The following is a 24231-nucleotide window of genomic DNA, read 5'->3' as shown; positions in this document are numbered from 1 at the left end:
TACCAGGCAACGGCAGGCACCGCAGGCAAGCGGTGAAGCCGGGCACTGCGGGCATGCACGAAGGGAATGGGGCGCTATTTTACCGGTTCGCGGGCCGGCCCGGGGATTCGTCGCCAGACAGCCCGGGCACGCCGCGCAGGCTGCCGAACTGAAGCGCGTATTGCCTGGTCAGTTCCGCGCCGAAAAAGAAGATCTGCGCCGAGTAGTAGATCCACAGCATCAGCGCGACCACCGAGCCCGCCGCCCCATAGGAGGACGCTACCGCACTATTGCCCAGATAGAGCCCGATCAGCCGCTTGCCGATCGAGAAAAGCAGCGCAGTGATCACAGCGCCCATGGTGACGTCGCGCCAGGCGATACGTGCGTTCGGCAGCATCTTGAAGATGACGGCGAACAGCGCGGTCACCACGGCGAAAGAGAACGCCGTCGAGATCGCGTCGGCAACCGGCGCGAGCCACGAATGCGTCCACAGCTGGCCCCAGAACCGGTTGATCACGGCCAGCGCGGCGTTGACCACCAGCGACACCAGCAGCATGAAGGCCAGCACGAGCACGAGGCTGAACGACAGCAGCCGCGCCCGCAGCAGCTGCTGCCAGCCGGCCGTGGCGGGGACCGGCACGTGCCAGATATCGTCGAGGCTGCTCTTGAGTTCGGCGAAGGCGCTGGTGGCGCCGACGAAGAGGATCCCGGTTGCCACCATGGCGGCAACTCCGCTGCCGCCGGCCCGATGCGTCGCGGCCAGGATCTGCTGAATGGCCGCTGCACCCTGCTCCCCGACGAGGTCCCGCAATTGCGCGAAGATCTCGCCCCGCGCTGCCTCAGCGCCGAAGAAGATGCCGGCAATGGAAATGACCAGCACCAGGATCGGCGCCAGCGAGAACAGCATGTAGAAGGAAAGCGCCGCGCCCTTGCTCGCGGCGCGGTGCGCAAGCCAGGAGCTGATTGCGGCGGTCACCACGCGCACGGTGCGGGCGCCAGTGTGCCGGTCGGGCAGCCAGCGTACCGGACGTTCGCGCAAGCCCGGGCGCACCCGGTGCCCCGGTGTATCGTCAGCCTTCTCGTTCACGGCCTTTCGTTCTTCAGGAACCATACCAGTGCTGCAATGAAGAGCAGGATGCACACGAGCGCCGCGATCCTGGCAAGCACGGCCAGCGCCGCGGGAATATCGCCGAATCCTGCCAGGGCGGCCAGGACGGCAACGACAAAGAAGATCACGGCCCAGCGCAACATGATGCGTACTCCGACCGCAGCTTGCGCTGCGCGGATGTCGCCGGCTCGCGAGGGGCTTCTGCGTTCATGATACTGCGCATTTGCCCGCATTTCGCGCACTTTGCGCAGCCCGGCGCCGGATGGCCGACCTGCTACAGTTAAGCGAGGCACACCCGCCGGCACTTACCGCCACACTGGCGAAAGGAGGCACCGTGACCCGCACTTTCCTCGGACGGCCAGCGACCGTCCTGCTGATACTCGGCCTGCTGGCATGTAGCGGCTGCGAGCGCAGCCAGCCGGGGCCGAAACCCATTTCCGGCAATGCCGCTGCCAGCACGGGCACCGGCGCCTCCGGCTCGGCCATTCCGACTTCCCGACCCAACGAAGGCGCGTCGCGCTGACGCAGCGCCTGCCGATCCTGCCGGCCCCGATGCGTACCCGATTCTGCGTGAGTGATTCAGTCCAGGCGCACGGGTAACGTGCAAGTGGCGGCTGTTTCAGGCCTGCAACCGCGCAGGGCGAGCGCTGCGAGGCCTGTCCCGGAGTGCAGTCCCGCGTCCATGCGGCCATAGCGGCGCGCTTCCACCCGAAGTGGCCGCGCGCTTTGCGCAGATCGCGCAAAGCGCGCGTTGCAGCGGCGTAACCGATTGGTCCGCCCACGCGCCGGCTGCCTCGCCCGAGCTTCCTTCCATCTGCCCGAAAGCCCTATGGCACAAGGGATTGCGGCCATTGGCACACTTGTCGCTCTATGCAGACAGGGAGCTGTCATCGCCACTGAAGCAACGATTATTCATAGAACGCAGGAGAAACTCAGCCATGCGTCATCCGCCAGCACGTATGACGGCACGCAGGCGCTCGTATCGGCTGGCGGGGCCGCCGCCATCGGTACTAGACCTGTTGTCACCGCCGCTGCTTCCCTCGCCGCGCCAGCCGGCACTACCCGCCATCGGTTATTGCGCGGCGTCGCGCCGCGCCTATCAGGTGGCAGCGAGCCGGGGCAGGAAGCGCCGATAGCGCGTGATGCGACTGGAGAACTTGTGCTCCGTCCCCCGGCGGGCACTTTTTTCTAACTCGGGAGGAGCCACTCCATGAAAGCCGGATTGCTTGTCGCTGCCGCCGTGGCCGTCCTGTCGACCCCTGCCGTTGCCGGCAACTATGCCTATTTCGACCGCCCCGATGAGGCCAACGCCAACAGCCACGCAGCCGTCAGCAATGACGTCTATGTGCGCGGCTTTGGCTGGGCATGGGGCGATTTGCGCTTCAAGCAGGACCCGGGCACCGCGATGCCGGGAGAGCGGCAGGCAACAGACAGCCTGGACCGCCGCGACACGGTGCCCGGCCAACACAATGAAGAGAACGGACCGCCGCGCAGTCCGCGCGGCAAGATCAGCATGAACCTGGCGTCGGCCGGCGCGGCGGCTGACTGGCAACGCGGCCGCAAGGCCGCTATCGTTGTGCGCTGATGTGCCGTTGCGGCACGAGGAAGGGGGAACCGGCGAGCGGACGTCGCCGGTTCCCCTTTCCTTTGGCGCCAGTCAGACGGGCTTTGACGGGCCTTTAGCCCCCTGCCCTGCCTGACGCTATTCGCCCGCGCCCGGCTGGCTCTCTACGCGGATGTTGTGCTTGTGCATGAGCCGGTAGAGCGTGACGCGGGAAACGTTGAGTTCGCGCGCGGCGGGCACGACATGGAAGCCGTGGCTGGCCATGACCGTGCGGATCGCCTCGCGCTCGGCTTCTTCGCGGATCGCGTCGAGCGTCTTGCGCGGCAGCTCCGCGCCGCCGTGCAACTGCAGATCCTCTGCGTTGATCTTGCGGTTGTCGGTCATCACGATGGCGCGCCGCACCCGGTTGATCAGCTCGCGCACATTGCCCGGCCACGCGTACTGCATCATCGCCTGCGTCGCGCAGGCAGAGAACCCGCGAATGCGCCGGTGCGCTTCATGCCCGTGCTCTGCCAGCACCGCGTTGGCCAGCAGCAGGATGTCTTCGCCGCGCTCGCGCAACGGCGGGATCGTGAGCGTCAGCACGCAAAGCCGGTGGAACAGGTCGGAGCGGAAGCGGCCATCACCCTGCGCGGCCACCAGGTCGACGTGGGTAGCGGAAATGATGCGCAGGTCGAGTGGAATCGACTGGTGTCCGCCGAGCCGCGTGATGGTGCCTTGCTGCAGGAAGCGCAGCAGGGCCACCTGGCTTTCCAGCGGCAGGTCACCGATCTCGTCAAGGAAGAGCGTGCCGCCCTGCGCCTGTTCGATCCAGCCGATCTTGCGCTGGTTGGCACCGGTAAACGCACCCTTCTCGTAGCCGAACAGTTCGGACTGCACCAGGTGGGACGGGATCGCACCGCAATTGATGGCGATGAACGGCCCCTTGCGGCGGCTCGAAGCATCGTGAATTGCCTGCGCCGCCAGTTCCTTGCCGGTGCCGGACTCGCCCGAAATGAAAACCGGCGCTTCGTTGTGCGCAACCTTGGCGAGCGAGCGGAACATCGAGCGCATGGCGGCACACTCGCCGATCATCGGCCCGTGGGCGGCCAGTTCGTGCGCGCGTCCGTTGTGCAGGCAAGCCATGCCGTGCGCGTGCTTGAGCGTGTAGAGCAGCTCGTCCACCGAGAACGGTGCGCGTACGTAGTCTATGCAGTAGTCGCGGATCAGCCGGCGCACGCGCTCGTCCTCGAGCATCGGCGTGGACGTGATGGCGACCCACATCACGTGCATGTACTGCAGGCTCTGCTCCAGTTGCACCAGTTCGGCATCACTGTACTCGGACTGCAGGTCGATCACCCCGGCCATCGGCGTACTGGCACGCACGATGCGTTCCAGGTCGCGGATCTGCGGGACCCGCCGGATCTCCCACCCCGGCCCGAACTGGGACGAGTCAAAGCCAAAATCTTCATGACGCGACACGACCACGATCTGCGCAGTGCGTGACGCCGCCTTGCACAGTCGGTCCATGACGATCTCCCGGACGTTGGGTTTCTTATTCATCCCGGCTCCCGCTGCACCCTGGCCGGCAGAATGCCGGGGCAGGCGCTGAGGCTGAGCTGGCCGCGGGCTGGCGCCCGCGCGCGACGTCGGAATCACGATCTGGACGGACTGCGAGACTGTTCGTTGAGCACGGCCAGCGCGTCGCCGCCCGCACGGAGCTGATCACGAATGCGCCGCCGCACGGCCTCTTTCTCCTGCATCAGGTCCATGCGCGGAGAATCGGGCGTCTGTCCCGAATACTGGTAGTAGAGCGTCTTGTAGGTCAGCTGGCTCAGGATCCATTCCTGCAGCAGCTTGCGCTGACGTGCGAGTTCCCCCTCCAGCAACCGTTGTCGGCACAACAGGTTCTCGATGGCCTGGCGCGCTTCGTCCGGCAGGGCCTCGCCGTCGGCAAGGAGCGCCGCCACGCCGGCTGCCGCGCCGTCGTGATGGACTTCCTCCCGGGGCACCTCGCCTGCGCCTTCTCCCACTGCAGCCCAGGCTTGATGGATGGAACGGTTGGCGGAGTCACTGATATGCCCGATTCCGGGTCGCCGGATTTCTCCTGCGGTCATGATCTAATCCCCGTTGAACAACACCCCCGGCACTACACGTTCGCGATTACCACTTATCTGTTTTGAAATTTTTCTCTGCGTGGCGCGCGTGTTTCCGCACGCTCCCTTCGTGGTGGCGAAGCCGTCTCTGAGGACGGTCTGCTCGGGGTGTCCCGCTACTGGCGGACTTGCCGAAACTCTCGTAGTGTCCGGTCGGCGCTGCGCCGGAAGGACCGGAGTCAAGAAGGGGCGCTTCTACGCGCCCCATCTTTGCCACGCCTATAGTTCAGTGCATTTGGAGCGGTTTGTCCAGCCCCGAGTGGGGGTGTTCCTCCCAATCTCATACTTTGGGATGAGCCTGATACGAGGCTTTCAAAGGGCGGCACTCAGATAAATGAGCGCTTACGGCGCCACGCAGAAACGGGTACGCACCGGCCTCCGCGGCCGGGCGCGCTGCAGGCGCAGAAACGGGTACGGCAAGTGCTGGAACCGGCAGCGGAGCGGACGCAGAAACGGGTACGCACCGGCACCAGGAAAGGGCGGTCATGGCCGCCCGATGACAGGCTGCCGGGATCAGTGCCCCGGCAGATAGTAGAACTTGAAGATGAATACGGCCGCGATGATCCAGACCATCACCGGGACGGTCCTGGCCTTGCCCGTCAGCAGCTTCAGGACGGCGTAGGCGATGAACCCGAAGGCAACGCCGTTGGCGACAGAATAGGTAAATGGCATGCCCAGGGCGGTCAGCACCGCGGGAACCACCTCGGTGACATCGTTCCAGTCGATATCGAGCAGCTCGCGCAACATCAGGCAGGACACATAGAGCAGCGCGGGCGCAGTGGCATAGCCCGGCACCGTGCCGGCCAGCGGCGCGATGAACAGGCAGGCCAGGAACAGCACGGCGACCGTCACCGCGGTGAGCCCGGTGCGTCCACCGGCCTGCACGCCCGACGCGCTTTCGATATACGCGGTCGTGGATGACGTACCAAGGAAGGAGCCGGCCATGATTGCCGTGCTGTCTGCCATCAGCGCCTTGTTCAGGCGGTCCATCTTGCCGGCCTTGAGCAGCCCCGCGCGGTTGGCCACGCCCATCAGCGTGCCGGTTGCGTCGAACAGCTCGACCAGGAAGAAGACGAGCACGACGTTGATGATGCCGATCGACAGGGCCGCCGAAACATCGAGCTTGAACAGCGTGGGACTGATCGACGGCGGCGCGGAAAAGACGCCATGGAAGGTGTTGTCGGCAAAAGCGAAACTCAGCAAGGTGGTGAGCAGGATGCCGATCAGGATGGCGCCCTTCACCTTCAGCTGGTCGAGTGCCACGATGACGAAAAAGCCGATGACGGCGAGCACTGCCGACGGTTTGTGCAGGTCGCCGATCGTTACCAGCGTTGCCGGGCTGGCCGTGACGATGCCGGCGTTCTTCAGCGCCACGATGGCAAGGAACAGGCCGATGCCGGCCGTGATCGCCACGCGGATCGAATGCGGAATGCCGTTGACGATCATCTCGCGCACGCGGAACAGCGTCACCAGCAGGAACAGGCAGCCGGAAATGAAGACCGCCCCCAACGCGGCTTCCCACGGGAAGCCCATGCCCTTCACCACGGTGTAGGCAAAGTAGGCATTCAGGCCCATGCCCGGCGCCATGGCAATCGGATAGTTGGCGTAGAAGCCCATGATTAGCGTGCCGATCGCGGCCGCCACGCAGGTCGCGACGAAGACGGCGTCCTTGGGCATACCGGCATCGCCGAGGATCGAGGGATTCACGAAGATGATGTACGCCATGGTGAGGAAGGTGGTCATCCCCGCCAGGATTTCGGTACGGACATCGGTCTGGTGCTCGCTCAGCCTGAAGATCCGTTCAAGCAGCGAAGGTGCAGCCTGTGGCTGGCTGAGAGAGGAACTGCCCGGCTTGGATGCGGGCTCCGGGATCGACATGACTGGTCTCCTGAATATCGTTATGGCTTTCGCAAGTGGTGCCAGGCGCGTTGCCTACGTTGCGGCAAGCGTACTTTGGAGCGGTGCGGCAGCGCGCGCACCCGCGGCGGCGAATAAGCGATATGCAAAAGGCGTGATGATCCCACAGCAGTCCGGAGTGATGCCAGCGCGCCCTCCGGGGTGGCCCCGGCTTGACGGTAGCACCAATCCCCCGTATAAAAGCGCCTAGATTCAAGCGACGAGGCAACAGTTCATTCGTTAGCCACCGTCTGGTACTTCGGTTGTCCATGGTGTCCTTTCCTTGAGTTGCCGTGTTGGATGGCGTGTGCGCCATCCGAGTCTTTTTTTATTTTTTCTGGAAAGCAATATCATGCAAACCGGTATCGTTAAATGGTTCAACGACGCCAAGGGCTTCGGCTTCATCAAGCCGGACGCAGGCGGTGACGATCTCTTCGCCCACTTCTCGGAAATCCGCAGCGAGGGCTTCAAGTCCCTGCAGGAAAACCAACGCGTGTCGTTCGAAGTCAAGAACGGCCCGAAGGGTCTGCAAGCAGCGAACATCACTCCGCTGTAAGCCCCCAGGTCCGATTCGCGCCACCGGCGCGTCGAACCAAGAAACCCCGCCAGCCCTGGCGGGGTTTTTTTATGCGCGCGGCACCACACGCGCAGTCTCTTTCCCCGCCTCAACGCTTCCTTGTCGCTTCTCGCCGGCCCCAAAGCCTCGCGACCTTGCCGCGCCGCCCGCCGCTGTAGATAGTCCACCCACAACTCCGCAGAAACGGGTACGCCCGCTAGCAGGGAATGCCCCATCGACCCTATACCGATAGCCGAACGTTGACGCAGAAACAGGTACGCACCACGCGCGCCTGAGTTCGTTCCGCGCCGCAGAAACGGGTACGCCCGCTGGCGCCCCGGACGCCGGCGCCACCTCGGCCAACCTCGCAGAAACGGGTACGCCCGCAATTGCTGGAGCCGGTTTGTGCCCTCGCGGCGCAGCATTCCCGCCCTTTCCCACTCTCCCGAAGCCCCACCTGTGCGGCAAGCGCTGAGCTCGCAGAATCAGGTACGCCCTGTGCTGCAGCGCGACAGGACGGAGAAAGCGCATGGATTCTTTCCACCTTCGCAGAATTGGGTACGCCCGAACCGAGGGAATGCGTCGAGGCGCTACGCAGAAACGGGTACACCTCTACGCAATGGCTCCGCATGGCGTATCGATAACCTCTCCGCTCACTTCTCGCACGCCGCAGAAATGGGTACGCCCATGAATTCCGCGAGAGTCTGACGTATACGTTGAGTGTGAGCGCTAGCTTTTTGTGCAAGCCTTATGTATAATGAAAGCTGCGAATAGGGCTCACATGAATTCGCTCCACGCCACCGCAGAATTGGGTACGCCGGGCACGGATCCTTGGGTTCCCATAGCTCGCAGAAACAGGTACGGCGGACGCACCGCAAGCCTGATTCGACGGATCGCAGAATTGGGTACGCCGCAGAAACGGGTACGGCTGAGGTTTAAAGAAGCGGCTTTTGGGGCTGGCGCAGAAACAGGTACGGATTTCGCCAGGCCGCGCGCAGAAATGGGTACGCCTGACGAAGGTGTGGCATGCCAGAATGAGGCAAGCGCACCAGTTTCTGCGTGGATAAGTCCGGGATCGGCCGATGCATTCGCCGAAAATTGCAGTAAACCGGGTGTCCTTCGCAGAATCGGGTACGCTTTGGGCCCTTTGCGCTGTGGACAAGCCTGTGCATTGCCAAGGTTATCCCCGCAGAAACCGGTTCAGGCCACGCGCTGAAACAGGTTCGGCCTTGCGCAGATTCAGGTTCGGTGCTTCGCAGAATCGAGTACGATCCGCCGCAGAATCGGGTTCGCGGACGCCTGTTTTTCCCTTACGAATCAACACGCTTTACTGCACGTATACGGTTTACGAGTAGTTAACCCATATTGGTATCGTTTACTTGTAGCTGATGAGTTGCGAACCGTGGACAACCCTGCCGGGTTGCCCACCGCCCGCAACCCAGCTGCCAGTCATTGGATCCACAGCCTGCAACCCAGATGGCATGCAGGAGAATCCCTCATGTACCCGTTTCTGCGTGACAACGCTGGCGGCATCGAGTACAAAGGCGGGTAATCCGAAGCACACCAATATGCCCATCAAACGTTCCCCGGCCGTAGCGGGGGATCGCACCATCCTGGATCTGGATGGCGAGCCTTCCCGCATCATTGTTCCCGGCAACGAGAACAATCTGGTTCCGTCCGAGAAATTCCAGCGCCTGTTCGACGAGGCCCAGGCCATGGAGCGCGAGGACGCCTGGCATAGCGGCGAAGTCGGCTTCCTGAGTCGCGCCAGCGTTCAGGTCACCTTGCCTTATCGCGCACCCAAGGGCGCGCCGCCGGTATGGACGCGCACCAGCGGAAATATTTCGCTGATGATCCAGCCCGGCTATTTCACGCAACAGCGCTCGGAGCGGGCCAGCAACGGACGCCAGAAGCTGGTTTCGGAAACGGTTTCGCTCGGATATCCCTATGGCTCCTACCCGAGGCTGATGCTTGCCTGGATCGGCAAGGAGATCATGGCGAAAAAGAAGCGGGGCGAGTTTACCGGCACGGTGGAGGACCGCCGCATCTCGCTGGGCAATTCGCTGTCCGAGTTCATGTACAACCTCGGCATCCCGATGGCCACCGGCGGCAAGCGGGGGACGATGACGCTGGTGCGCCAGCAGATGATCCGGCTGTTCTCGGCGACGATCGCCATTGTGCAGAACAAGTCAACGCCGAGTCAGAACCAGAACCCGAACCACGAGCCGCTGTCGATCGACCGCGTGGGCTATCTGCTCGCCGACCAGTTGTCGACCTGGTGGGATCCCATGCAGCCTGGCCAGGGCTCCATGTTCGAGAGCTTTGTGGTGTTGTCCGAGCCGTTTTTCAACGAGCTCGTCAACCGGCCAGTGCCAGTCGATATGCGGGCGCTGAAAGCCCTGAAGCAATCGCCCTTCGCGCTCGACGTTTACTCGTGGCTGACCTACCGGTTCTTCACCATCCAGCGCCGCACGGAGATCCCGTGGGAAGCGTTGCAGATGCAGTTCGGTACGGAGACTGAGAGCGAGCGGAAATTCCGCGCGCTGTTCCGCAAGGCGCTCAAGGACGTGCTGGTGGTCTATCCGGGAGCAAAGGTGGACGCGGATTCGTCAAAGGCGCTGATTCTCCAGCCGTCGCGTACCAGTGTCCGCAAGCTTGGCTGACTGACTGGCACCGGCTCGTTGGGACGCCACGCTGGCCTGTTGTGCTGTCCAGGCCGTGGCCCGCCGGGCAAAAAGGTGCCGGGTAAAAAGAAAAGGCAAGCGCAATGCTTGCCTTTTCTTTTTTGGTCCTGCCATCGACCTCAGTCTGCGGCAGGCCGATGACGATTACCGTGAATCAGGCGGGCTTGATGGCCGATGCCTGCAGGCCCTTGGGACCTTGCTTCACTTCGAACGTCACGCGCTGACCATCCTTCAGGGTCTTGAAACCCGAACCCTGAATTTCGGAGAAGTGGGCGAACAGATCCGCACCGCCATCATCCGGGGTAATGAAGCCAAAACCCTTGGTTTCATTGAACCACTTGACCGTACCGGTTGCCATAGGAATTTCCTTTCGAAGCAAGTTCTTGTACACAACGCAAACAACCGTTCAAGCACGTTGAATTCTCGTAGATACCGAACGGAAGCCGACGAGGTTGACACGACTTGACTCGACTGTAGGGCGCATCATAACCAGTTTGTTCTGGTGTGTCATGTGCGTCGTATAGCGCACTACTCATACTTTAGGCGGATTTCCTGCCGCATTTCAAGCGGAAATATCAAGACCGCGAGGAACGCGGGAAATGCGCGATCTCGCATCACTTTCATAAATTTCAAAGAAATAGAAACCGGTTGATACGTCACCTTTAATTGGCTAAAGTGGCGCCTAAGGTCAACCGCGCTTTCAGCGCTGAAAGAGAGGTCGTAGTGGCAGCGAAAATCATCACAGTCTTTAACCAGAAAGGCGGTTGCGGCAAGACTACGGTGAGCATGCACCTCGCCGGAACATTGGGGCTGCGCGGTGCCCGGTCCATGCTGGTCGATATGGATGAACAGGGCACGGCTACCCGCTGGGCGGCGCAGGCAAGCGACGAGCGGCCGTTTCCGGCATCGGTGATTGGCCTGGCGCCGTCCGGTGGCGCCATGCATCGCGAAGTCCGTAAATTTGTTCAGGATTACGATTACATCGTCGTTGACTGCCCGCCTGCCGTGCATTCGGCAGCGCCTTCGAGCGCGCTGCTGATTTCCGATCTCGCGATCATTCCTGTGGTGCCGTCGCCTCCCGACCTCTGGGCTGCCGTTGCGGCGAAGACGCTGGCCCAGCATGCGCAAGTCCAGAACGAAACGCTCCTGATTCGCGTGATGGCCAATATGGTCCAGCGGCGGGTATCCATTGCGCGCCAGGCCATCGAAATCCTTGGCGACGACGGCGATGTGCCACTTCTGAATTCCATGATCGGCTCCCGATCGGCGTTTCGGGAATGCCAGGCGATCGGCTGCACCGTCCACGGTGTCGCGGGCGCACGCGAAGCGGTGCAGGAGGTGGACATGATGGTAGATGAAGTGTTGTCTTTGATAGAGCAATAGGCATGGCTACAAAACTGAAGAGCCTGAAGGCCGGCATGCTGGCCGGCATGGCGGCCGAGAAGAACCGCAGCGACTCCATCGACCGCTTTGCGCGGGCAGAGGCTGCCATTTCCCAACACCCGCATGGCCTGCTGCAGGGCCGGCCGGCGTCCGAACCGATCGCCGCTTTCAGCGCTGAAAGTCTCAACGATCCCGTGTCCGGTCGGCAGTTGATCAGGATTCCAATCGCGCAGCTGCACGACAACCCGCTCAATGCCCGCCGCATCTACGATCCGGCCGTGGTGCAGGAACGTGCGGCGTCGATTGCCACGCACGGGCAGAAGACCCCGGGCCTTGCCGCTCCGGATCCCACGCGCCTCGGTCACTACATCCTGATCGACGGACACTATCGCAAGCGCGCCCTGGCATCGGCCGGGAAGCTCGAGATGGAATGTTTTGTCGAGAGCGATCTCAGCGATCTCGACTTCTATCGCCTCTCGTTCATGCTGAACGAGCAGCGATCGGACCAGTCCGCACTCGACAACGCCATCGCCTGGCGCCAGCTGCTGGATGAGGGCAAGGTTCAGAAGGAAGAAGACATCTGCGAGCTGACCGGCATGTCCGCCGGTACGGTGAACAAGACGCTGGCCTTGCTGCGTCTGCCCGAGTCGGTCCTGGGGGTAATGCGTGAGCGTCCTAGCGCCATCGGGATCGCCGCCGGCTACGAGCTGACGCTCTATTTCAAGCTGGCCGGCGAAGACCGCACCCGCGATCTCGCCACCCGGATCATGACCGACGGCTTGTCCAGCCGGGAAGTCGAGGCGATCCGCAAGCAGGCGCAGGAGGGCAAGGCCCGCAAGGTCAAGGAGATCAGCCGCCAGTACAAGATCCGCACCGATGCGGGCCAATTGCTGGGGACCATCAAGGAATGGGACTCCGGCCGCGTCATGCTGGACGTCCAGCTGGCCGACCGCAGCGCTCGCGAGGCGCTGGTCGAGGCGCTCAAGGCCCGCTTCGGGCTGGACAAGACGTTGCTCTGAGCCTGGCGCTCAATGGTGCGGAGGCGGCAAGGCTGCCTCCGACCAGCTCAGGCCAGCAGGTCGCGCGGCGACCGGGCCGCAAAATCCGGATCACGCATCTCCCGGTAACGCTCAAGCATCGCGGCTAGCAGCGCATGGAGCCCGCGCACCGAATAGCCGTCGCGCGGCCGCGCGGCCTGCTTGCGGCGCGCCCGTGCCGTCGGCGGAGCGCAGGGCGGACCGATCAGCGAGGCATCCTCGGTGCCCGCGTCATCCCACCGCAGATTGCGGTCGTTCCAATGTCGGATAAGCGCGTGTCGCGTCTCGGTGCCCAGGCCCTGTGTCTTGTCCATCGAGTTCCCGTCCGTGCCATCCCCTGAGCCTTCCGCCAGCCCAGCGAGCGAGGCCAGCGAACGTCGCGTGACCGATGTGAGGCGGTCCAGCGTAAGCCGATGCTCCCGCAGCAGCAGGATTGCAGCATGCGCTGTCCGGTAGCGATGGCCACCACTGTCACTGGCCAGGATTTCCAGCCACGATAAGAAGGGCGCCAGCTTGTCGTCCGTCATGGCGGATCGTCCGGGCTGCCCGGAATCCGCTATCGATTTATCAGATCCCACCGGAGCTTCCGCCCGCCATAGCGACGCGCTGGGATGCCCGTTGCCGTGCATCCACCGGAAGAGGGCGGCAAGCACCCGCATGCTGTGCCGGACGCTGGCCGGGCCGAGCGGGCCCGTCAGCGGGCGCCACGCGGCGAGCCGCCGCGGCGCGCGCGGTCCGCACCAGCGGTTCGCCGGTTCGGGCTGCGCCAGGAACGCCAGGTAGGCCTGGCGATCGTCCAGGTTCAGTTGGGAGAGGGCCTTCTGGCGCTCCAGCGCGGCCCAGAGCAGCAGCCGTTCCGCCTCCTTGCGGTAGGCCGCGAACGTACTGCCTTTGCCGCCGGCGGCCGCGCGCAGCCAGTCGTTGACGACCCGGACCCCCTGGCTGAACCGGCAGCCGCTGCCGGTGGCTTCCGGGGGTGCCCCGATCATCCATTCCAGTGGCAACAGCTGGCGCATTTCCGGCCCCAGCCTGCCTTGCTCGAGCGGAGTCCGGTTGCCCACATGCATGCCAAGCAGCGGCTTGCCCTCCTGGTCGCGGATGGCGGCGCGGTTTTCGTCCAGCCAGCGGTTGATGGTGGCTCCGGCGAGCGCGCCAATGCGCGGGACGGCCCGCCACCAGGCATTGCCTCGCCGATTCGCAAGCCCTAAAAGTTCATTAAGCGTCACAACATCAGCCTTGCGCAACCGTCGCGCAAGTGCCGGAGCAAACCACAGCTCAACACCGTGCTGGGGGCGTGGCGCCGCTGTACCGAGCCGTTCGAGTTCCGCCAGCGCGTCCACCCGCCGGTCCATGCCGCGATTGGAGCGGCCCGGCCCTGCTAGCAGCAACTCGGCCAGGTCTTCGCGTCCATGCAAGTGCGCGAGCTGGACCATCCGGTCGCGCAAGGCGAGCAGGATCCGCAGCGACGACTCCGCGGCTGCGTCGTCGTCATCAGCCTCGTCCGCCAGGTAGCGGGGCACCACCATGGCTGCCGGCATGCCCTGAACATAGGCGCGCACCGCGGCGAACTCGCTGCGCGTGAGGCTGACGGACATCATTCCAGGCACCATCGGCTGGGTTTCCCTTGGATTGCTAACTTATTGATTTATAAGGCACTTGAAACGAGCGAGAATTCATCCGGCCCGAAATGCATAGGAAAATGCAATGCCGATAATTTTATGCGCGTTTCCGCTGGAAAGGCACTCCCCGAAGTCTTGCCCGCTCCGTATGCTCCCAGATAGAGCAGGGGTGGGGAAAACCCGCCGCACTGCACCATCCCCTTGCATTCGCGGCACGCGTTTCATATGCTGCAGTTCAGCAGTTAGAAAATCTTAGATCTGATATCAGTCGTATCTAAAACGTCTTTCACTTATAAGCGTCTCAAGACGCAAAACGGGGCGATCCGGCATCTCCACGGGAAGGACCGAACCTGCAGCCTGACGGGAAGGCTGTATGGCGGTCGGGAGCGCTGGCGGATCGTATGGAAGTGCAATCGCAAGATAGCGGGGCATTTCCGATAGCAGGTGTGGATTGTCGCAGGGTCCGCGCTTGCAGCAATAAAAAGAGAGCGGCCATGGCCACCATCCTCTTGATCGAGCCTCACCCCCTCCTGCGCCTGGGTCTGCGCCATCTGCTGGCGCAAGCACATATCCCTGGCGATCTTATCGATATTGACCCCCTCGCGCCGATCGACTCGGACCTCTGGCTGTACGATGCCGATCTGCTGATCTACGGCCTGCCGGCCGACCAGGCCAGCGGCTGGATGATGCTGGACGAGCTGTGTCACCGGTTGCGGCCGCAGCGCGTGCTCGTTCTCAGTGACCAGCTGGCGTTGGTGTCGCCGGGAACAAGCCTGCCCGATCCGGTACGTGGATGCGTCCTTAAAAGCTGCAGTGCCGATGCGCTTGACGCCGCGGTGCGGCTGGTCCTGGCAGGCGGGGAGTGCTTCCCTGCACGGGTCCAGGCCGCCGCGCGCGCCTCGCTGGCGGAGTCCGCCGTCGGGCTTTCGCCGGTGTCCGCGGTGGCGGACCAGGGCAATGCCGGGATCGTGGTGGCACTGCGCGCTGGGGTTGGCGATATCGTGGCCGAGAACCCGCATCCGGCGCCCCAGCGCCATTTCCAGGTCCACGTGACCGACATCGAGACGCCCTCGGCGGGCGCACACCTGCTGAACATTACCGAGCGCCAGTACGAAGTCCTGGCACTGCTCGCGCGGGGTTACCCGATCAAGACGGTCAGCCGCATGCTGAACATTTCGGTGGCTACGGCGAAGACGCATGCCTGCACGCTCTATCAGCGCCTGCACGTGCGCAACAAGGGTGAAGCGGTATACGTCGCCTTGCAGAAGGGCGCCACGCTCAACTGGGCCGGTCCGATGATCGGCAAGTCCGGGCCCCGCGCCGAAGCGCCAGGCAGTGCCTGCCAGGCTGCTTGAAAGGATGAAGGCGCGCCGTGCGGGCCCGGCCTGGCCTGCGCGGCTCATCCATCTGGCGAGCGGTTCTCCGCCAAAAGCATGAGGCAGCGGGCGCGGCGGCTTGCTACGTTCTGAGGGAAGGCATCTGTCAGACACTTTCGCCGGCGGCCGATGGCAGCGGCAAAGGCCGGATGCCCTGCAAGCCGGGCCGCGCAGCCGCGACCCGGTCCCTCTACCGGGTGGCGGTCGCACTTGCGGCCCGGGTCTGCTGCCAAACCGAGTCAATGCCGACCTACCTCATCGCCAGCAATGAAATGATGTGCCGCGTCCTGGCACGCCGCCTGGGCGCCCTCGACCTGCCGGGGCCGATCGCATGGCATACGCCGCAATGGCTGCGTGAAGCAGCGCCTGCGCCGACGCCGGATCGGCCATCGAATACGTCGCCCGATCCGGCCGCGCAGGCCGATATCGCGCTGATCGACTGCAGCGGCCTGGAGGGGGATCCCCGTGCGTTGCTGGACCAGTTGCAGGCCCGCCTGGCGCCGCGGCGCTGGCTGGTGCTGTCTAACCGGCTCGATGCCTCGCTGATGCTGCACGCGGCGCTGCTGGGTGCGAGCGGATGCCTCGCCGTTCCGGCACCGGTCGATCTAGTCTGTGCCGCCACGGCGCTGGTCTGGGCCGGCGGCCAGTGCTTTCCCCGCATGGCGCTGGCACTGGCCGGTGCCAGCGAAACCGCTGCCTCCCTCGTTTGTGCGAGCAGTACTACAGCCAGCGGATGAGGGCGCATCGGCGCCAATAGACCTATGCTTGAGTCGCCCGAAGGCAGAAGCTGGCCCCGATTTGCAGGCCGGCCACTCCGGGAGTGGTAAGGGGGTCGTATGGAGGTCGGACTGGAGTTCCTCGTCATTCGCGGATTTGCCGTGCGCGAAGGCAGAGGCAAGTGGGCATGCTGCTTCGAGATCAGGCTGGCGGCCCGGAGCGATGAAGGCAGCGATGAACCGCTGCTGTACCGCGGCGAGCTGCACGGGCGCCAGTTTGACTGCGAACTGGCCGCTGCCGACGCTGCGCGCGAGGCCGGCGAGCGCGAAGCGCGGCTGCGCGTGGAAAGCCTGAAGGCGCTGATCATTGCCCAACACCGGCATCGCGTGCCGCCGTCGCTGCTCAGGTGAGCTCTCTCCCCCGGTGCGCAGCAGTGCGCGCCGGATCCCGGTGATTGCGCCGCGTGCCGCTCCGCGCGATCGTCATTCTCTTCATTACGCGCTTTTCCGATCCGCAAAAAAGAAGCCCGCCGACCGGGGGACCATGCGGGCTTTGAAGGCGTGCGAGCCTTACAGCCCGCCCGCACGTCTACTTGACGATATCCAATCAGCCGCCGCGGCTCTATCAACCAGAAGCACCATGGTGCATGCCCTTTGGTACGAGTGTTCAGCGTTCGCCGTGCGGCCCTCACACCCTGGGGCGGACATCGAGGCGTCTGTATCGCCATGCCTAATCCTTCTGGCTGGGACAGGAGGCAGAAATTGTCATCTCGCGGGCACGGATTGCACGGGTGGGAGAGGCTAGCGCGCGAGGCTCGTGGCGCGTTGTGCGAGCCCCGAACGGTGGCGCTGTGCGTGAGCGGAACGATCTGCCGAGGCGGCACGGCCGCTGTCTTCGAGCGGCGTACGGCAGCGTGCTCATCGGCGCCGGCGGCTGCATTTCACGGCCGGACGTCTTGTGTTGTCCGTCCCGTCTACGACTCTCATTCTTTGTGCGCCGTCCAACAGACTGCTGCGGACCGGCGCGCAATGATCGCCAACACGACCGATAGCGCAAGTATCCGGCACGGTATTGGGTATGGGGGGAGGCGCGCATGACAAGAGTCAGTGCAATGGCCGTCGAAACCTGCGCGCGATGGCGCGGGGACGGCAATGGCCCTGTGCGCCTGAACATTGAACGCTACAGGATGCGCGGAGGTCACTAGTGTACGGCGACACGAAGATGCGCGGGCGTGGCGGGCCCGGATTGCGCGGCGGCAATCCGGTCTGGTCACACGTCAACTGCCAGATCGATCTCTGGATAGAGCTGCTGCATGGTCTCGATTTCCCGCCGATCGCTGCGCTGCCATGCACGGTGCGGCAGGATTTCGATGCTGACCAGTTCACGCCCTGCCGCTTTCCGGCGGCGGATCTCGAGCGGCTCTACGGCATTACCATCCACGCGCTGACGCTCTACGATTCGCTTGAAGCGCATGTGGCCGCGCAGACCAGCCGGGGCAACATCGTCGTGATGGAGCTGGACAGTTGCCAGTTGCCGCCGGTTCCCGGCGCGGGCTACCAGCGCCATCGCTCTCCTACCTGCATTGCCATCGATGCGCTGGTCCCGGAAGCGTCCGCGATGGGGTACTACCATTCCGACGGCTACCACACCGTCAGCGGCGAGGACTACGCAGCGGTGTTTCGCCTGGCGCCGGGCGTATGCAGCCCGGACGCGTTGTGCTTTACGCATGCGGACGTGGTGCGCCGCTCGGCCCCGGCGCAGGCGGATGCGGCGCTGCTCGACGCCTCGCTGCAGTTGCTGCGCTTTCATCTTGCCAACTGTCCCCGCGAAAATCCGCTCACGAGCTTTCGCGCCGCATTCCCCGCGCATCTGGACAGGCTGATGGCGCGCGGCGAGCCTGGCTTCCATCACTATGCGTCCGGCGTGCTGCGCCAGCTCGGCGCCAACTTCGAGTTGCTGGCCCGCTACCTGCGCTGGCTCGTCATGCAGGGCCAGAACGTCCCGGACAAGGCCGCGGAGGCCTGCTACACCATGGCGTCGGAAGCGATGGTGATGCAGTTCCGGCTGATGCGTGCCGTCATCAGCCGCAAGCCGGACAGCTGCGAAGATTGCCTGGACCAGCTCGAGGCGTCCTACTACGCCAGCGTGCCGGCGCTGGCCAGCCACTTCGGTGCGAGCGGGCCATGAGCGCACTGCCAGCCACGGCCGGCGCGCCTGCCGGCATCGCCGTTGCGCCAGGCAACCAGCTTGGCGGGCGGTGGTGCTGGCTGGAGACACTTGCCGGTGCGGCCGACGGACCCGCTGCGCTGGACGATTTCGCCACCTGGCTGCCGGCCCCTGTGCCGGGCACAGTGGCCACCGCCATGCGCGCGGCCGGACGCTGGAACGAGGCCGCGCCGCCGCCGCTGCAACGCCACGACTACTGGTATCGCGTCCGCTTCACCGGCCACGGACGCCGCCTGCTCCGCTTCGGTGGCCTGGCGGCCTCCACCGAGGCATGGCTGAACGGCCGGCCGCTTCTGCGCGCCGGCCACGCCCGCGATCTCTGCGATGCGCAGGTCGAGCTGGCCGGGTCCAATACCTTGCACCTGTGCTTTCGCGCCAGCCTGCCGCTCCTGCACAGCGGCAGGGCATCGCTCTGGTGGCGGCAGGGCGCGCTCGCCGCCGCATCCCGGCCCGGCACGATCGGCCACGCGCCGGCCAGTCTGCCGCTGCATGCGGTCGGCCCGTGGCATCCCCTGGAGTTGCTCGACGTGCCGGACGGACAGGTCTTTGCCGGGGCGATGACCGAACTGTCGTCGCGGCTCGACGGGCAGGCGGGCATCGTGACGCTGCGGCTGCATCTGCGTGCCCCTGCGCCCGCGCACGCGGAGTTCCAGGTTGATGGCAGCGGAGCGACTGTAACGGCCCGGCTGACCCGGACCGGCACCGACATCCTGGCGGGCTCGGTTCGTCTCGACGCCGTCCACCGATGGTGGCCGCATACCCATGGCCAGCCGTTCCTGTATCGCGTGGCTGCCCGGGCCGGCGGCGAGACGCACCACTGTGGCCACGTCGGCTTCCGCACGGTTGATTTCGACCGCGGCCCGCAGGTAAACGGCCACGCCGTCTTCTGCCGCGGGGTGCGCGTCACCAGCGAGGATTTGCCCGTGGTCGCCGCCACCGCCCGCGAGGCGGCGCGGTGGCTGACTCGCGTACGTGATGCCGGCCTGAACCTCGTGTGTCTCGGCGGTCCGGATTGTCACCCCGGGCCTGCCTTCCTGCATGCGTGCGATGCACTGGGAATCCTGGTCCGGCAGGACGACCCGGACAGCATCGCAGAGAGCCTGCCCGTTTCCGCCGTCCCGTGCGCGCGTACGCTGCACGAGCTTGGCCTCGCCCGTGCGCTGCAGGATCCACGCTGGAAAGCCGGTGTGCCGCACCCGCCGGGCGCCTCGTGGGATGCCGAGGACTTGCGCGACCGCCACCTGCGCGATCTGTATGACGTCGACCCGCCGGCTCTGCGGCGTGAACAGCCCGAGCGTTATCTGCGCCTGTCGCGTGCACTGGCGGCGGACCTGATGACTGACTTTGCCAGCCGGTCCCGGCGAACGGGGACGGCCGCTTCCCGCCTGGTCGTGACGCCATGGCATGACGCGATGCCTGGCGCAGGCGCCGGCATCATCGATGTGCTGGGGCGCCCGAAGTCAGCCTGGCATGCGCTGCGCCAGGTTTGCCAGCCGCTTCAGGTGTTGCTCACAGGCGATGTGGCGGGCCGCCTGCAATTCGACCTGATCAATGAAACGGCGGCGGCACGGCCGGTGCTGCTCAGCGTGAGTTGCCTGCGCGACGGCCAGGCTGACGTGGCGGAGGCAGTAGTGTCGCTGCGGCTGGCTGCGCGCAGCGCGCTTGCACTGGCGCCTTCGGCGTTGCCCGGTTCGGACTGCAAGCTGGCCGCCATCGCCGCACTGGCCCAAGCAGGCAACCATGTCATCCTGGCCCGTCTGACAGACGCCGCCAGCGGCGAAGTGCTCAGCGAGGCAGCATACCTGCCGGATCGCCGCGCCGCCGCGCTTGCGCCGGCAGACCTGCAGGTCGCGGTCGGACGCTCGGACGGCGAATGGTGGCTCGATATCCGCGCCCGGCGCTTCGCGCGATGGGTGCATATCGACGACAGCGTCTTCCTGCCCGCGCAGGACTGGTTCCATCTCTGGCCCGGCGCCAGCCGTCGTATACGACTTTTGTACGATAGCGCACGCGACTCGGGTGCAGGGCTCTTCCCTTCCGGCGAGGTTCATGCCATGAACCAGGGCCACCCTGTCCGCTATGCGGGCCTTGCCGATCCGGCTGGCTAGCTGCCAGGCCCGTGCACCGGCGGCATTCGCCGCCGCAAGCCCCCCGCGCGCGGACGCAGCGCGCTCGCCTTTCCGGCCAACCTACCAATGGATGACCGCGTACCAGCCGTCTGCCTACTGTCACATCGTTGATCCATAGCGCTAAATAGAGACACCAGGGCCCGCAGTGGCGCCGCAATCAGGGGTCGTCGGCTTCAGGGTCCGGGAAACGAAAAGCCAGGAAACAATGCCAGGAATGCTGGCGCATGCAGCCAGCGCAGAATCGGCCCGGTGTGGCGGGATTCCTTGTCGGCATCCGGAATCCGCCTGCATCGCATCGCATTTCTTCCCTTGATTGGGGTGAGACAGGGGGTACGAAAATGATCACGCATCGATCGGATCTGCATGTCAACTATCTGCTGAATGCACTGCCGCGCAACGAGTGGGAAGCACTGGCCCAGCATTTCGAGCTGGTACGGCTGCGCGCCGGCGAACTGTTGACGGATTCGGGGCAGCGCATCGTTCATGTCTACTTCCCGACCACTGCGGTGGTATCGCTGCTGTCGTTGCTCGAGGACGGTGCCACGGTTGAAATCGCCGCAGTCGGCAACGAAGGCATGGTTGGCATCCCGGTGGTCACCGGCGGCGATACCATGCCCAGCCGCGTCGAAGTGCGCAGCCCGGGCCTGGCCTACCGTATCCCGGCGCGCCTGCTGCGCGCCGAGCTGCCGCGCACGCCCACGCTGCAGCGCGTCACGCTGCTCTATGTGCAGGCCATGCTGACGCAGATCGCGCAGACCGCCGCCTGCAACCGCCATCATTCGCTCAACAAGCAACTGTGCCGCTGGCTCCTGCTTGCCATTGACCGCCTGAGCTCCAATGAACTGGTGATCACGCAGCAGGTGATTGCCAACATGCTGGGCGTGCGGCGCGAAGGCGTGACCGAAGCCGCCGGCAAGCTCGAAGACCTCGGGCTGATTCACCACAGCCGCGGCCATATCACCGTATTGGATCGCTGCGGGCTGGAGAAGCATTCGTGCGAATGCTACAAGCTCGTCAAGCGCGAGTACGACCGTCTGCTGCCTGCCCTGGTGCACGCCTGACGGCGCCCGGGATTGCGTGTGGGAACAGGTACGGCCGGCGCGAAATCCTGTCAGGCGCGCCGTCGATGTACCGGAATGAGGAGCAGTGCCCGTGAGCAGACTGTCATATGCCGCAGGAACGGCCGACCGGGAGCCGCCCCGGCGTGAAGTGCAAGCCAGCAACGCGCAGCAGGCGCGCGCGATGATGGACCATGTCGGCTGGATCGTTGCAGCTGGCGTGGCCGGCGCGGCCGTCGGCGGCGTACTGGCGCTCTCCATGCCGCAGCAGTATCGCGCGCAGGCGCTGGTGCAGGTCGAAAGCAGGGACAGCGCGGTGCGGGTTGCGCAGTCGCCTCAGCCGGCGACATTCGACGCCGGCCTGCTCAAGAGCCGTGCCGTGGTCGGCCCGGTCGTGGAGCGGCTGCGCCTGGACATCACCGCCGAACCGCTGCGCGCCCCGCTGCTGGGGGCGCTGATAGACCGTCTTGCCACACCCGGGCAGCCGCGTGGCACCTGGCCTGAAAGCCTGGGCTACGCCTGGGGCGGAGAGCGCATCCTCGTCGACAGCCTTGCCGTGCCGGAACGCCTGGTCGACCAGCCCATGACATTTGAAGTCCAGCCCGACAATCGCTATCGCGTCAGCTACCAGGGCACGCTGCTGGTGGAAGGCGTGGTTGGCGAGAATGCGGCCGGCAATGGCGTAGAGCTGCGCGTAGAGCGCATCGATGCCGCACCCGGAACCCGCTTCGTGCTCACCCGCCACGACCTTGCCCGCACCGCCGACAGCGTGCGGCGCGACCTGAGCGTCGAGAACGAAAGTGGCGAAGCGGGAAGCAGCGGCACGGTGCGTGTCGCCTGGCAGTACCCTGACCGGCAGCTTGCCGCCGACCTGGTCAACGGCGTGACCCGTGCCTATATCACCGGACAGACCGCGCAGCGCCGCGACGACGCGGCCGGCACGCTGGCCTTCCTGAGCAGCGAACTGCCGCGCGTGCAGTCCGAGCTGGCACGCGCCGAGGAAGCGCTCGCGCGCTATCGCGCCCGCACCGGGTCCCTGCAGCCCAGCCGCGATGCCCAGTCCTTCCTCAACGGCAGCATGGAATACCAGCGCCAGATCGCCGCGCTGCGCCTGGAGCGCACGCGCCTGCTGCAGCGGTTTACCACCGATGCCAATGAAGTGCGCACCGTTGACAGCCAGATCCAGCAAATGACCCGCGAGCGCGCCGAAATGGATGCGCGCATGCAGAGCCTGTCCGCCTCCGAGCGCGAATCCGTCGCGTTGTCGCGCGATGTGAAAGTTGCCGAAGACATGTACATGACCCTGCGCACCAAGGTCGAGCAGCTTTCCCTGCTCCAGTCAGACCGCTCAAGCCAGTTGCGCGTCGTCGACAGCGCCATCGCGCCGGTCACGCCGGTGGGCTTCGGCACCTGGCCGTTCATGACAGGCGGCGCGCTGCTTGGCCTGTGCCTGGGGATGGCCGGCGTGAACCTGCGCCAGCGGCTCAAGCCGTCGGTGGCCAGCGCGGCCGATGCGGAACAGCGGCTCGGGATGGCCATGCTGGGCGATATCGCCTACAGCACCGAGCAGACCGAGCTTGAACGCCAGGTGGAAGCCAAACGGCGCTTCGGCATTGCCGCGGGCCTCAGCATGCCGTCGGCGCGCCTGGAGCGGCCCCAGCCAGGCACCATCGTGGTCGAGGCAGTGGACGCCGGTGCCGGCGGCGACGAAGCTGCCCGCCTCGAGCAGCTGCTGCGCCAGGGCCTGCACGACCAGTTCCTGCTCGCGCGGCGCGCACCGCATTCGCTGGCGGTGGAAGGCCTGCGCACCTTGCGCGCGGCCTTGCATTTCTCGCTGCGCAATGCGCCCAACGGCGTGGTTGCGGTCACCAGTGCCGCGGCAGGCGCTGGCAAGACGTTTGCGGCCGTGAATCTCGCCGTGCTGTTTGCCGAGGCCGGCCAGCGCGTGCTCCTGGTCGACGCGGACCTGCGCCGCGGCAAGGTTGCCGACTGGTTCGACCAGCCGGCGGAACCCGGCCTCGCCGAAGTGCTGGCGGGGCGCATGCCGATCGCGGATGCGGTGCGCCCGACGGTGGTCAACGGCCTGTTCATCCTCACCCGCGGCGCCCCGCCGCCCAATCCGTCCGAGCTGCTGATGCTGCCGACGCTGGCCGAAAGCCTGCGGCTGTGCGCCGGCCGCTTCGACCTGGTCATCGTCGACACGCCGCCGGTCATGGCGGTAGCCGATGCCACGCTGGTGGCGAACCTGGCGGGATCCACGCTGCTGGTCGTGCGCGCAGACGTCACGCCCGCCTCCCAGGTCGATGATGCGCTCAAGCGCCTGGCCCATGCCAATGCACGGCTGGCGGGCGGCATCCTCAACGGGGTCATACCCCGCCGCAGCAACCGTGCGGATTTCAACAGCATCAATCCCTATCTGGGCATGCCTTTGCCGGCGGCGCAGCACAAGCATCCGGCGCTGACCCGGGCGGAAGTGCCTAGGCAATCCTGACCGGCCTGGTGGCACGCGGAAGCGTACCCATTTCTGCGTGCCGGTTTTCCGGGTTCCTGATTGCTGGCTGGTGGGGCCAGGCACCCGTTTCACAAGGAAGATGCGTCCGCTCTTCGTCATTGTGGAAGGGCTTCTGGGCCTGCGGCTTTTGCCTCTGTGGAAGTTCGACGGCCCCGGTTTCGCCCCTGAAGGGGCGACCTACTTATATGAACGCGCCCCGGTTTGCAAGGTAAGACGAACATGCCGGCTTGAGCAGGACTGGTTGCAGACTTA

The 24231-nt window shown here is 65.1% G+C and carries 20 protein-coding genes; 13 read left to right on the top strand and 7 right to left on the bottom strand.

What is annotated here, in order from left to right; translation table 11 throughout:
• Nucleotides 1-79 precede the first annotated feature (79 nt).
• Complete coding sequence (locus RM96_RS16700; protein WP_443112257.1) at nucleotides 80-1066, bottom strand: YihY/virulence factor BrkB family protein; 987 nt, start codon at nucleotides 1064-1066, stop codon at nucleotides 80-82.
• Nucleotides 1063-1230 carry a DUF1328 domain-containing protein gene (locus tag RM96_RS37190; RefSeq protein ID WP_039012163.1) on the bottom strand — a complete coding sequence of 56 codons (168 nt, stop codon included), beginning with the start codon at nucleotides 1228-1230 and terminating at the stop codon, nucleotides 1063-1065. The genes RM96_RS16700 and RM96_RS37190 overlap by 4 nt, the downstream gene beginning before the upstream one ends.
• A gap of 191 nt (nucleotides 1231-1421) precedes the next feature.
• Here RM96_RS37190 and RM96_RS37185 point away from each other — a divergent pair, with 191 nt between their 5' ends.
• Nucleotides 1422-1610 (top strand): hypothetical protein, encoded by a 189-nt coding sequence (locus tag RM96_RS37185; protein WP_152624129.1) that lies wholly within the window; start codon nucleotides 1422-1424, stop codon nucleotides 1608-1610.
• 687 nt (nucleotides 1611-2297) lie between these two features.
• Complete coding sequence (locus RM96_RS16690; protein ID WP_052279546.1) at nucleotides 2298-2672, top strand: hypothetical protein; 375 nt, start codon at nucleotides 2298-2300, stop codon at nucleotides 2670-2672.
• 117 nt (nucleotides 2673-2789) lie between these two features.
• On the opposite strand, the gene RM96_RS16685 is transcribed toward RM96_RS16690, so the two are convergent.
• The 3 genes from RM96_RS16685 to RM96_RS16675 all read right to left on the bottom strand — a co-directional run bounded on the left by RM96_RS16685 (nucleotide 2790) and on the right by RM96_RS16675 (nucleotide 6664).
• Nucleotides 2790-4160 (bottom strand): sigma-54-dependent transcriptional regulator, encoded by a 1371-nt coding sequence (locus RM96_RS16685; RefSeq protein WP_039012162.1) that lies wholly within the window; start codon nucleotides 4158-4160, stop codon nucleotides 2790-2792.
• Nucleotides 4161-4285: 125 nt separating this feature from the next.
• Nucleotides 4286-4747: a hypothetical protein gene (locus RM96_RS16680; RefSeq protein ID WP_039012161.1), complete on the bottom strand. Its 462-nt coding sequence runs from the start codon at nucleotides 4745-4747 to the stop codon at nucleotides 4286-4288.
• Between the two features lie 552 nt (nucleotides 4748-5299).
• Nucleotides 5300-6664, bottom strand: a complete 1365-nt coding sequence (locus RM96_RS16675; RefSeq protein WP_039012159.1) for an NCS2 family permease — start codon at nucleotides 6662-6664, stop codon at nucleotides 5300-5302.
• A 370-nt stretch (nucleotides 6665-7034) separates the two neighbouring features.
• Here RM96_RS16675 and RM96_RS16670 point away from each other — a divergent pair, with 370 nt between their 5' ends.
• Nucleotides 7035-7238 (top strand): cold-shock protein, encoded by a 204-nt coding sequence (locus tag RM96_RS16670; protein WP_035875195.1) that lies wholly within the window; start codon nucleotides 7035-7037, stop codon nucleotides 7236-7238.
• A gap of 1568 nt (nucleotides 7239-8806) precedes the next feature.
• Nucleotides 8807-9901: a replication protein RepA gene (locus tag RM96_RS16665; RefSeq protein ID WP_039012158.1), complete on the top strand. Its 1095-nt coding sequence runs from the start codon at nucleotides 8807-8809 to the stop codon at nucleotides 9899-9901.
• Nucleotides 9902-10076: 175 nt separating this feature from the next.
• Here RM96_RS16665 and RM96_RS16660 read toward each other — a convergent pair whose 3' ends face one another.
• The gene (locus tag RM96_RS16660; protein WP_006159056.1) at nucleotides 10077-10280 is read right to left on the bottom strand and encodes a cold-shock protein; all 204 of its coding nucleotides are present in this window, start codon (nucleotides 10278-10280) and stop codon (nucleotides 10077-10079) included.
• 365 nt (nucleotides 10281-10645) lie between these two features.
• On the opposite strand from RM96_RS16660, the gene RM96_RS16655 reads away from it, so the two are divergent.
• Together RM96_RS16655 and RM96_RS16650 are read left to right on the top strand one after the other, a co-directional pair.
• On the top strand, nucleotides 10646-11305 hold the full coding sequence (locus RM96_RS16655) for an AAA family ATPase (RefSeq protein WP_039012155.1): 660 nt from the start codon (nucleotides 10646-10648) through the stop codon (nucleotides 11303-11305).
• Between the two features lie 2 nt (nucleotides 11306-11307).
• Entirely contained in the window at nucleotides 11308-12324 is a 1017-nt protein-coding gene (locus tag RM96_RS16650) for a ParB/RepB/Spo0J family partition protein (RefSeq protein WP_039012153.1), read from the top strand.
• A gap of 47 nt (nucleotides 12325-12371) precedes the next feature.
• Here the strand turns inward: RM96_RS16650 and RM96_RS16645 are convergent, their stop codons facing one another.
• Complete coding sequence (locus RM96_RS16645) at nucleotides 12372-13940, bottom strand: phage integrase family protein (RefSeq protein WP_238587299.1); 1569 nt, start codon at nucleotides 13938-13940, stop codon at nucleotides 12372-12374.
• Nucleotides 13941-14455: 515 nt separating this feature from the next.
• On the opposite strand from RM96_RS16645, the gene RM96_RS16640 reads away from it, so the two are divergent.
• The 7 genes from RM96_RS16640 (at nucleotide 14456) to RM96_RS16610 (ending at nucleotide 23958) form a co-directional block, all read left to right on the top strand.
• The gene (locus RM96_RS16640) at nucleotides 14456-15316 is read left to right on the top strand and encodes a helix-turn-helix transcriptional regulator (RefSeq protein WP_039012151.1); all 861 of its coding nucleotides are present in this window, start codon (nucleotides 14456-14458) and stop codon (nucleotides 15314-15316) included.
• 263 nt (nucleotides 15317-15579) lie between these two features.
• Nucleotides 15580-16074, top strand: a complete 495-nt coding sequence (locus tag RM96_RS16635) for a response regulator transcription factor (protein WP_039012150.1) — start codon at nucleotides 15580-15582, stop codon at nucleotides 16072-16074.
• Between the two features lie 99 nt (nucleotides 16075-16173).
• Complete coding sequence (locus RM96_RS16630; protein WP_039012148.1) at nucleotides 16174-16464, top strand: hypothetical protein; 291 nt, start codon at nucleotides 16174-16176, stop codon at nucleotides 16462-16464.
• Nucleotides 16465-17257: 793 nt separating this feature from the next.
• The gene (locus RM96_RS16625) at nucleotides 17258-18241 is read left to right on the top strand and encodes a DUF1839 family protein (RefSeq protein WP_039012147.1); all 984 of its coding nucleotides are present in this window, start codon (nucleotides 17258-17260) and stop codon (nucleotides 18239-18241) included.
• A complete protein-coding gene (locus RM96_RS16620; protein ID WP_039012146.1) occupies nucleotides 18238-20388 on the top strand; it encodes a hypothetical protein in 2151 nt (716 codons plus the stop codon). The genes RM96_RS16625 and RM96_RS16620 overlap by 4 nt, the downstream gene beginning before the upstream one ends.
• Nucleotides 20389-20747: 359 nt before the next feature.
• On the top strand, nucleotides 20748-21470 hold the full coding sequence (locus tag RM96_RS16615; RefSeq protein ID WP_039012143.1) for a Crp/Fnr family transcriptional regulator: 723 nt from the start codon (nucleotides 20748-20750) through the stop codon (nucleotides 21468-21470).
• Nucleotides 21471-21561: 91 nt separating this feature from the next.
• A complete protein-coding gene (locus RM96_RS16610; RefSeq protein WP_039012142.1) occupies nucleotides 21562-23958 on the top strand; it encodes a polysaccharide biosynthesis tyrosine autokinase in 2397 nt (798 codons plus the stop codon).
• Nucleotides 23959-24231 lie beyond the last annotated feature (273 nt).

It is taken from the genome of Cupriavidus sp. IDO, assembly GCF_000812465.1.
In the GTDB taxonomy this organism is placed as follows: domain Bacteria; phylum Pseudomonadota; class Gammaproteobacteria; order Burkholderiales; family Burkholderiaceae; genus Cupriavidus.
The sequence above is the reverse complement of the archived record's forward strand: the minus strand, read 5'-3'. Positions and strand labels throughout refer to the sequence as shown.

What these genes read in the sequence shown, in the direction of transcription:
- RM96_RS16620 (WP_039012146.1), top strand. Translation starts at nt 18,238, where the DNA reads ATGAGCGCACTGCCAGCCACGGCCGGCGCGCCTGCCGGCATCGCCGTT.
- RM96_RS16685 (WP_039012162.1), bottom strand. Translation starts at nt 4,160, where the DNA reads ATGGACCGACTGTGCAAGGCGGCGTCACGCACTGCGCAGATCGTGGTC.
- RM96_RS16660 (WP_006159056.1), bottom strand. Translation starts at nt 10,280, where the DNA reads ATGGCAACCGGTACGGTCAAGTGGTTCAATGAAACCAAGGGTTTTGGC.
- RM96_RS16675 (WP_039012159.1), bottom strand. Translation starts at nt 6,664, where the DNA reads ATGTCGATCCCGGAGCCCGCATCCAAGCCGGGCAGTTCCTCTCTCAGC.
- RM96_RS37190 (WP_039012163.1), bottom strand. Translation starts at nt 1,230, where the DNA reads ATGTTGCGCTGGGCCGTGATCTTCTTTGTCGTTGCCGTCCTGGCCGCC.
- RM96_RS16615 (WP_039012143.1), top strand. Translation starts at nt 20,748, where the DNA reads ATGATCACGCATCGATCGGATCTGCATGTCAACTATCTGCTGAATGCA.
- RM96_RS16640 (WP_039012151.1), top strand. Translation starts at nt 14,456, where the DNA reads ATGGCCACCATCCTCTTGATCGAGCCTCACCCCCTCCTGCGCCTGGGT.
- RM96_RS16690 (WP_052279546.1), top strand. Translation starts at nt 2,298, where the DNA reads ATGAAAGCCGGATTGCTTGTCGCTGCCGCCGTGGCCGTCCTGTCGACC.
- RM96_RS16670 (WP_035875195.1), top strand. Translation starts at nt 7,035, where the DNA reads ATGCAAACCGGTATCGTTAAATGGTTCAACGACGCCAAGGGCTTCGGC.
- RM96_RS16645 (WP_238587299.1), bottom strand. Translation starts at nt 13,940, where the DNA reads ATGATGTCCGTCAGCCTCACGCGCAGCGAGTTCGCCGCGGTGCGCGCC.
- RM96_RS16650 (WP_039012153.1), top strand. Translation starts at nt 11,308, where the DNA reads ATGGCTACAAAACTGAAGAGCCTGAAGGCCGGCATGCTGGCCGGCATG.
- RM96_RS16630 (WP_039012148.1), top strand. Translation starts at nt 16,174, where the DNA reads ATGGAGGTCGGACTGGAGTTCCTCGTCATTCGCGGATTTGCCGTGCGC.
- RM96_RS16635 (WP_039012150.1), top strand. Translation starts at nt 15,580, where the DNA reads ATGCCGACCTACCTCATCGCCAGCAATGAAATGATGTGCCGCGTCCTG.
- RM96_RS16680 (WP_039012161.1), bottom strand. Translation starts at nt 4,747, where the DNA reads ATGACCGCAGGAGAAATCCGGCGACCCGGAATCGGGCATATCAGTGAC.
- RM96_RS16665 (WP_039012158.1), top strand. Translation starts at nt 8,807, where the DNA reads ATGCCCATCAAACGTTCCCCGGCCGTAGCGGGGGATCGCACCATCCTG.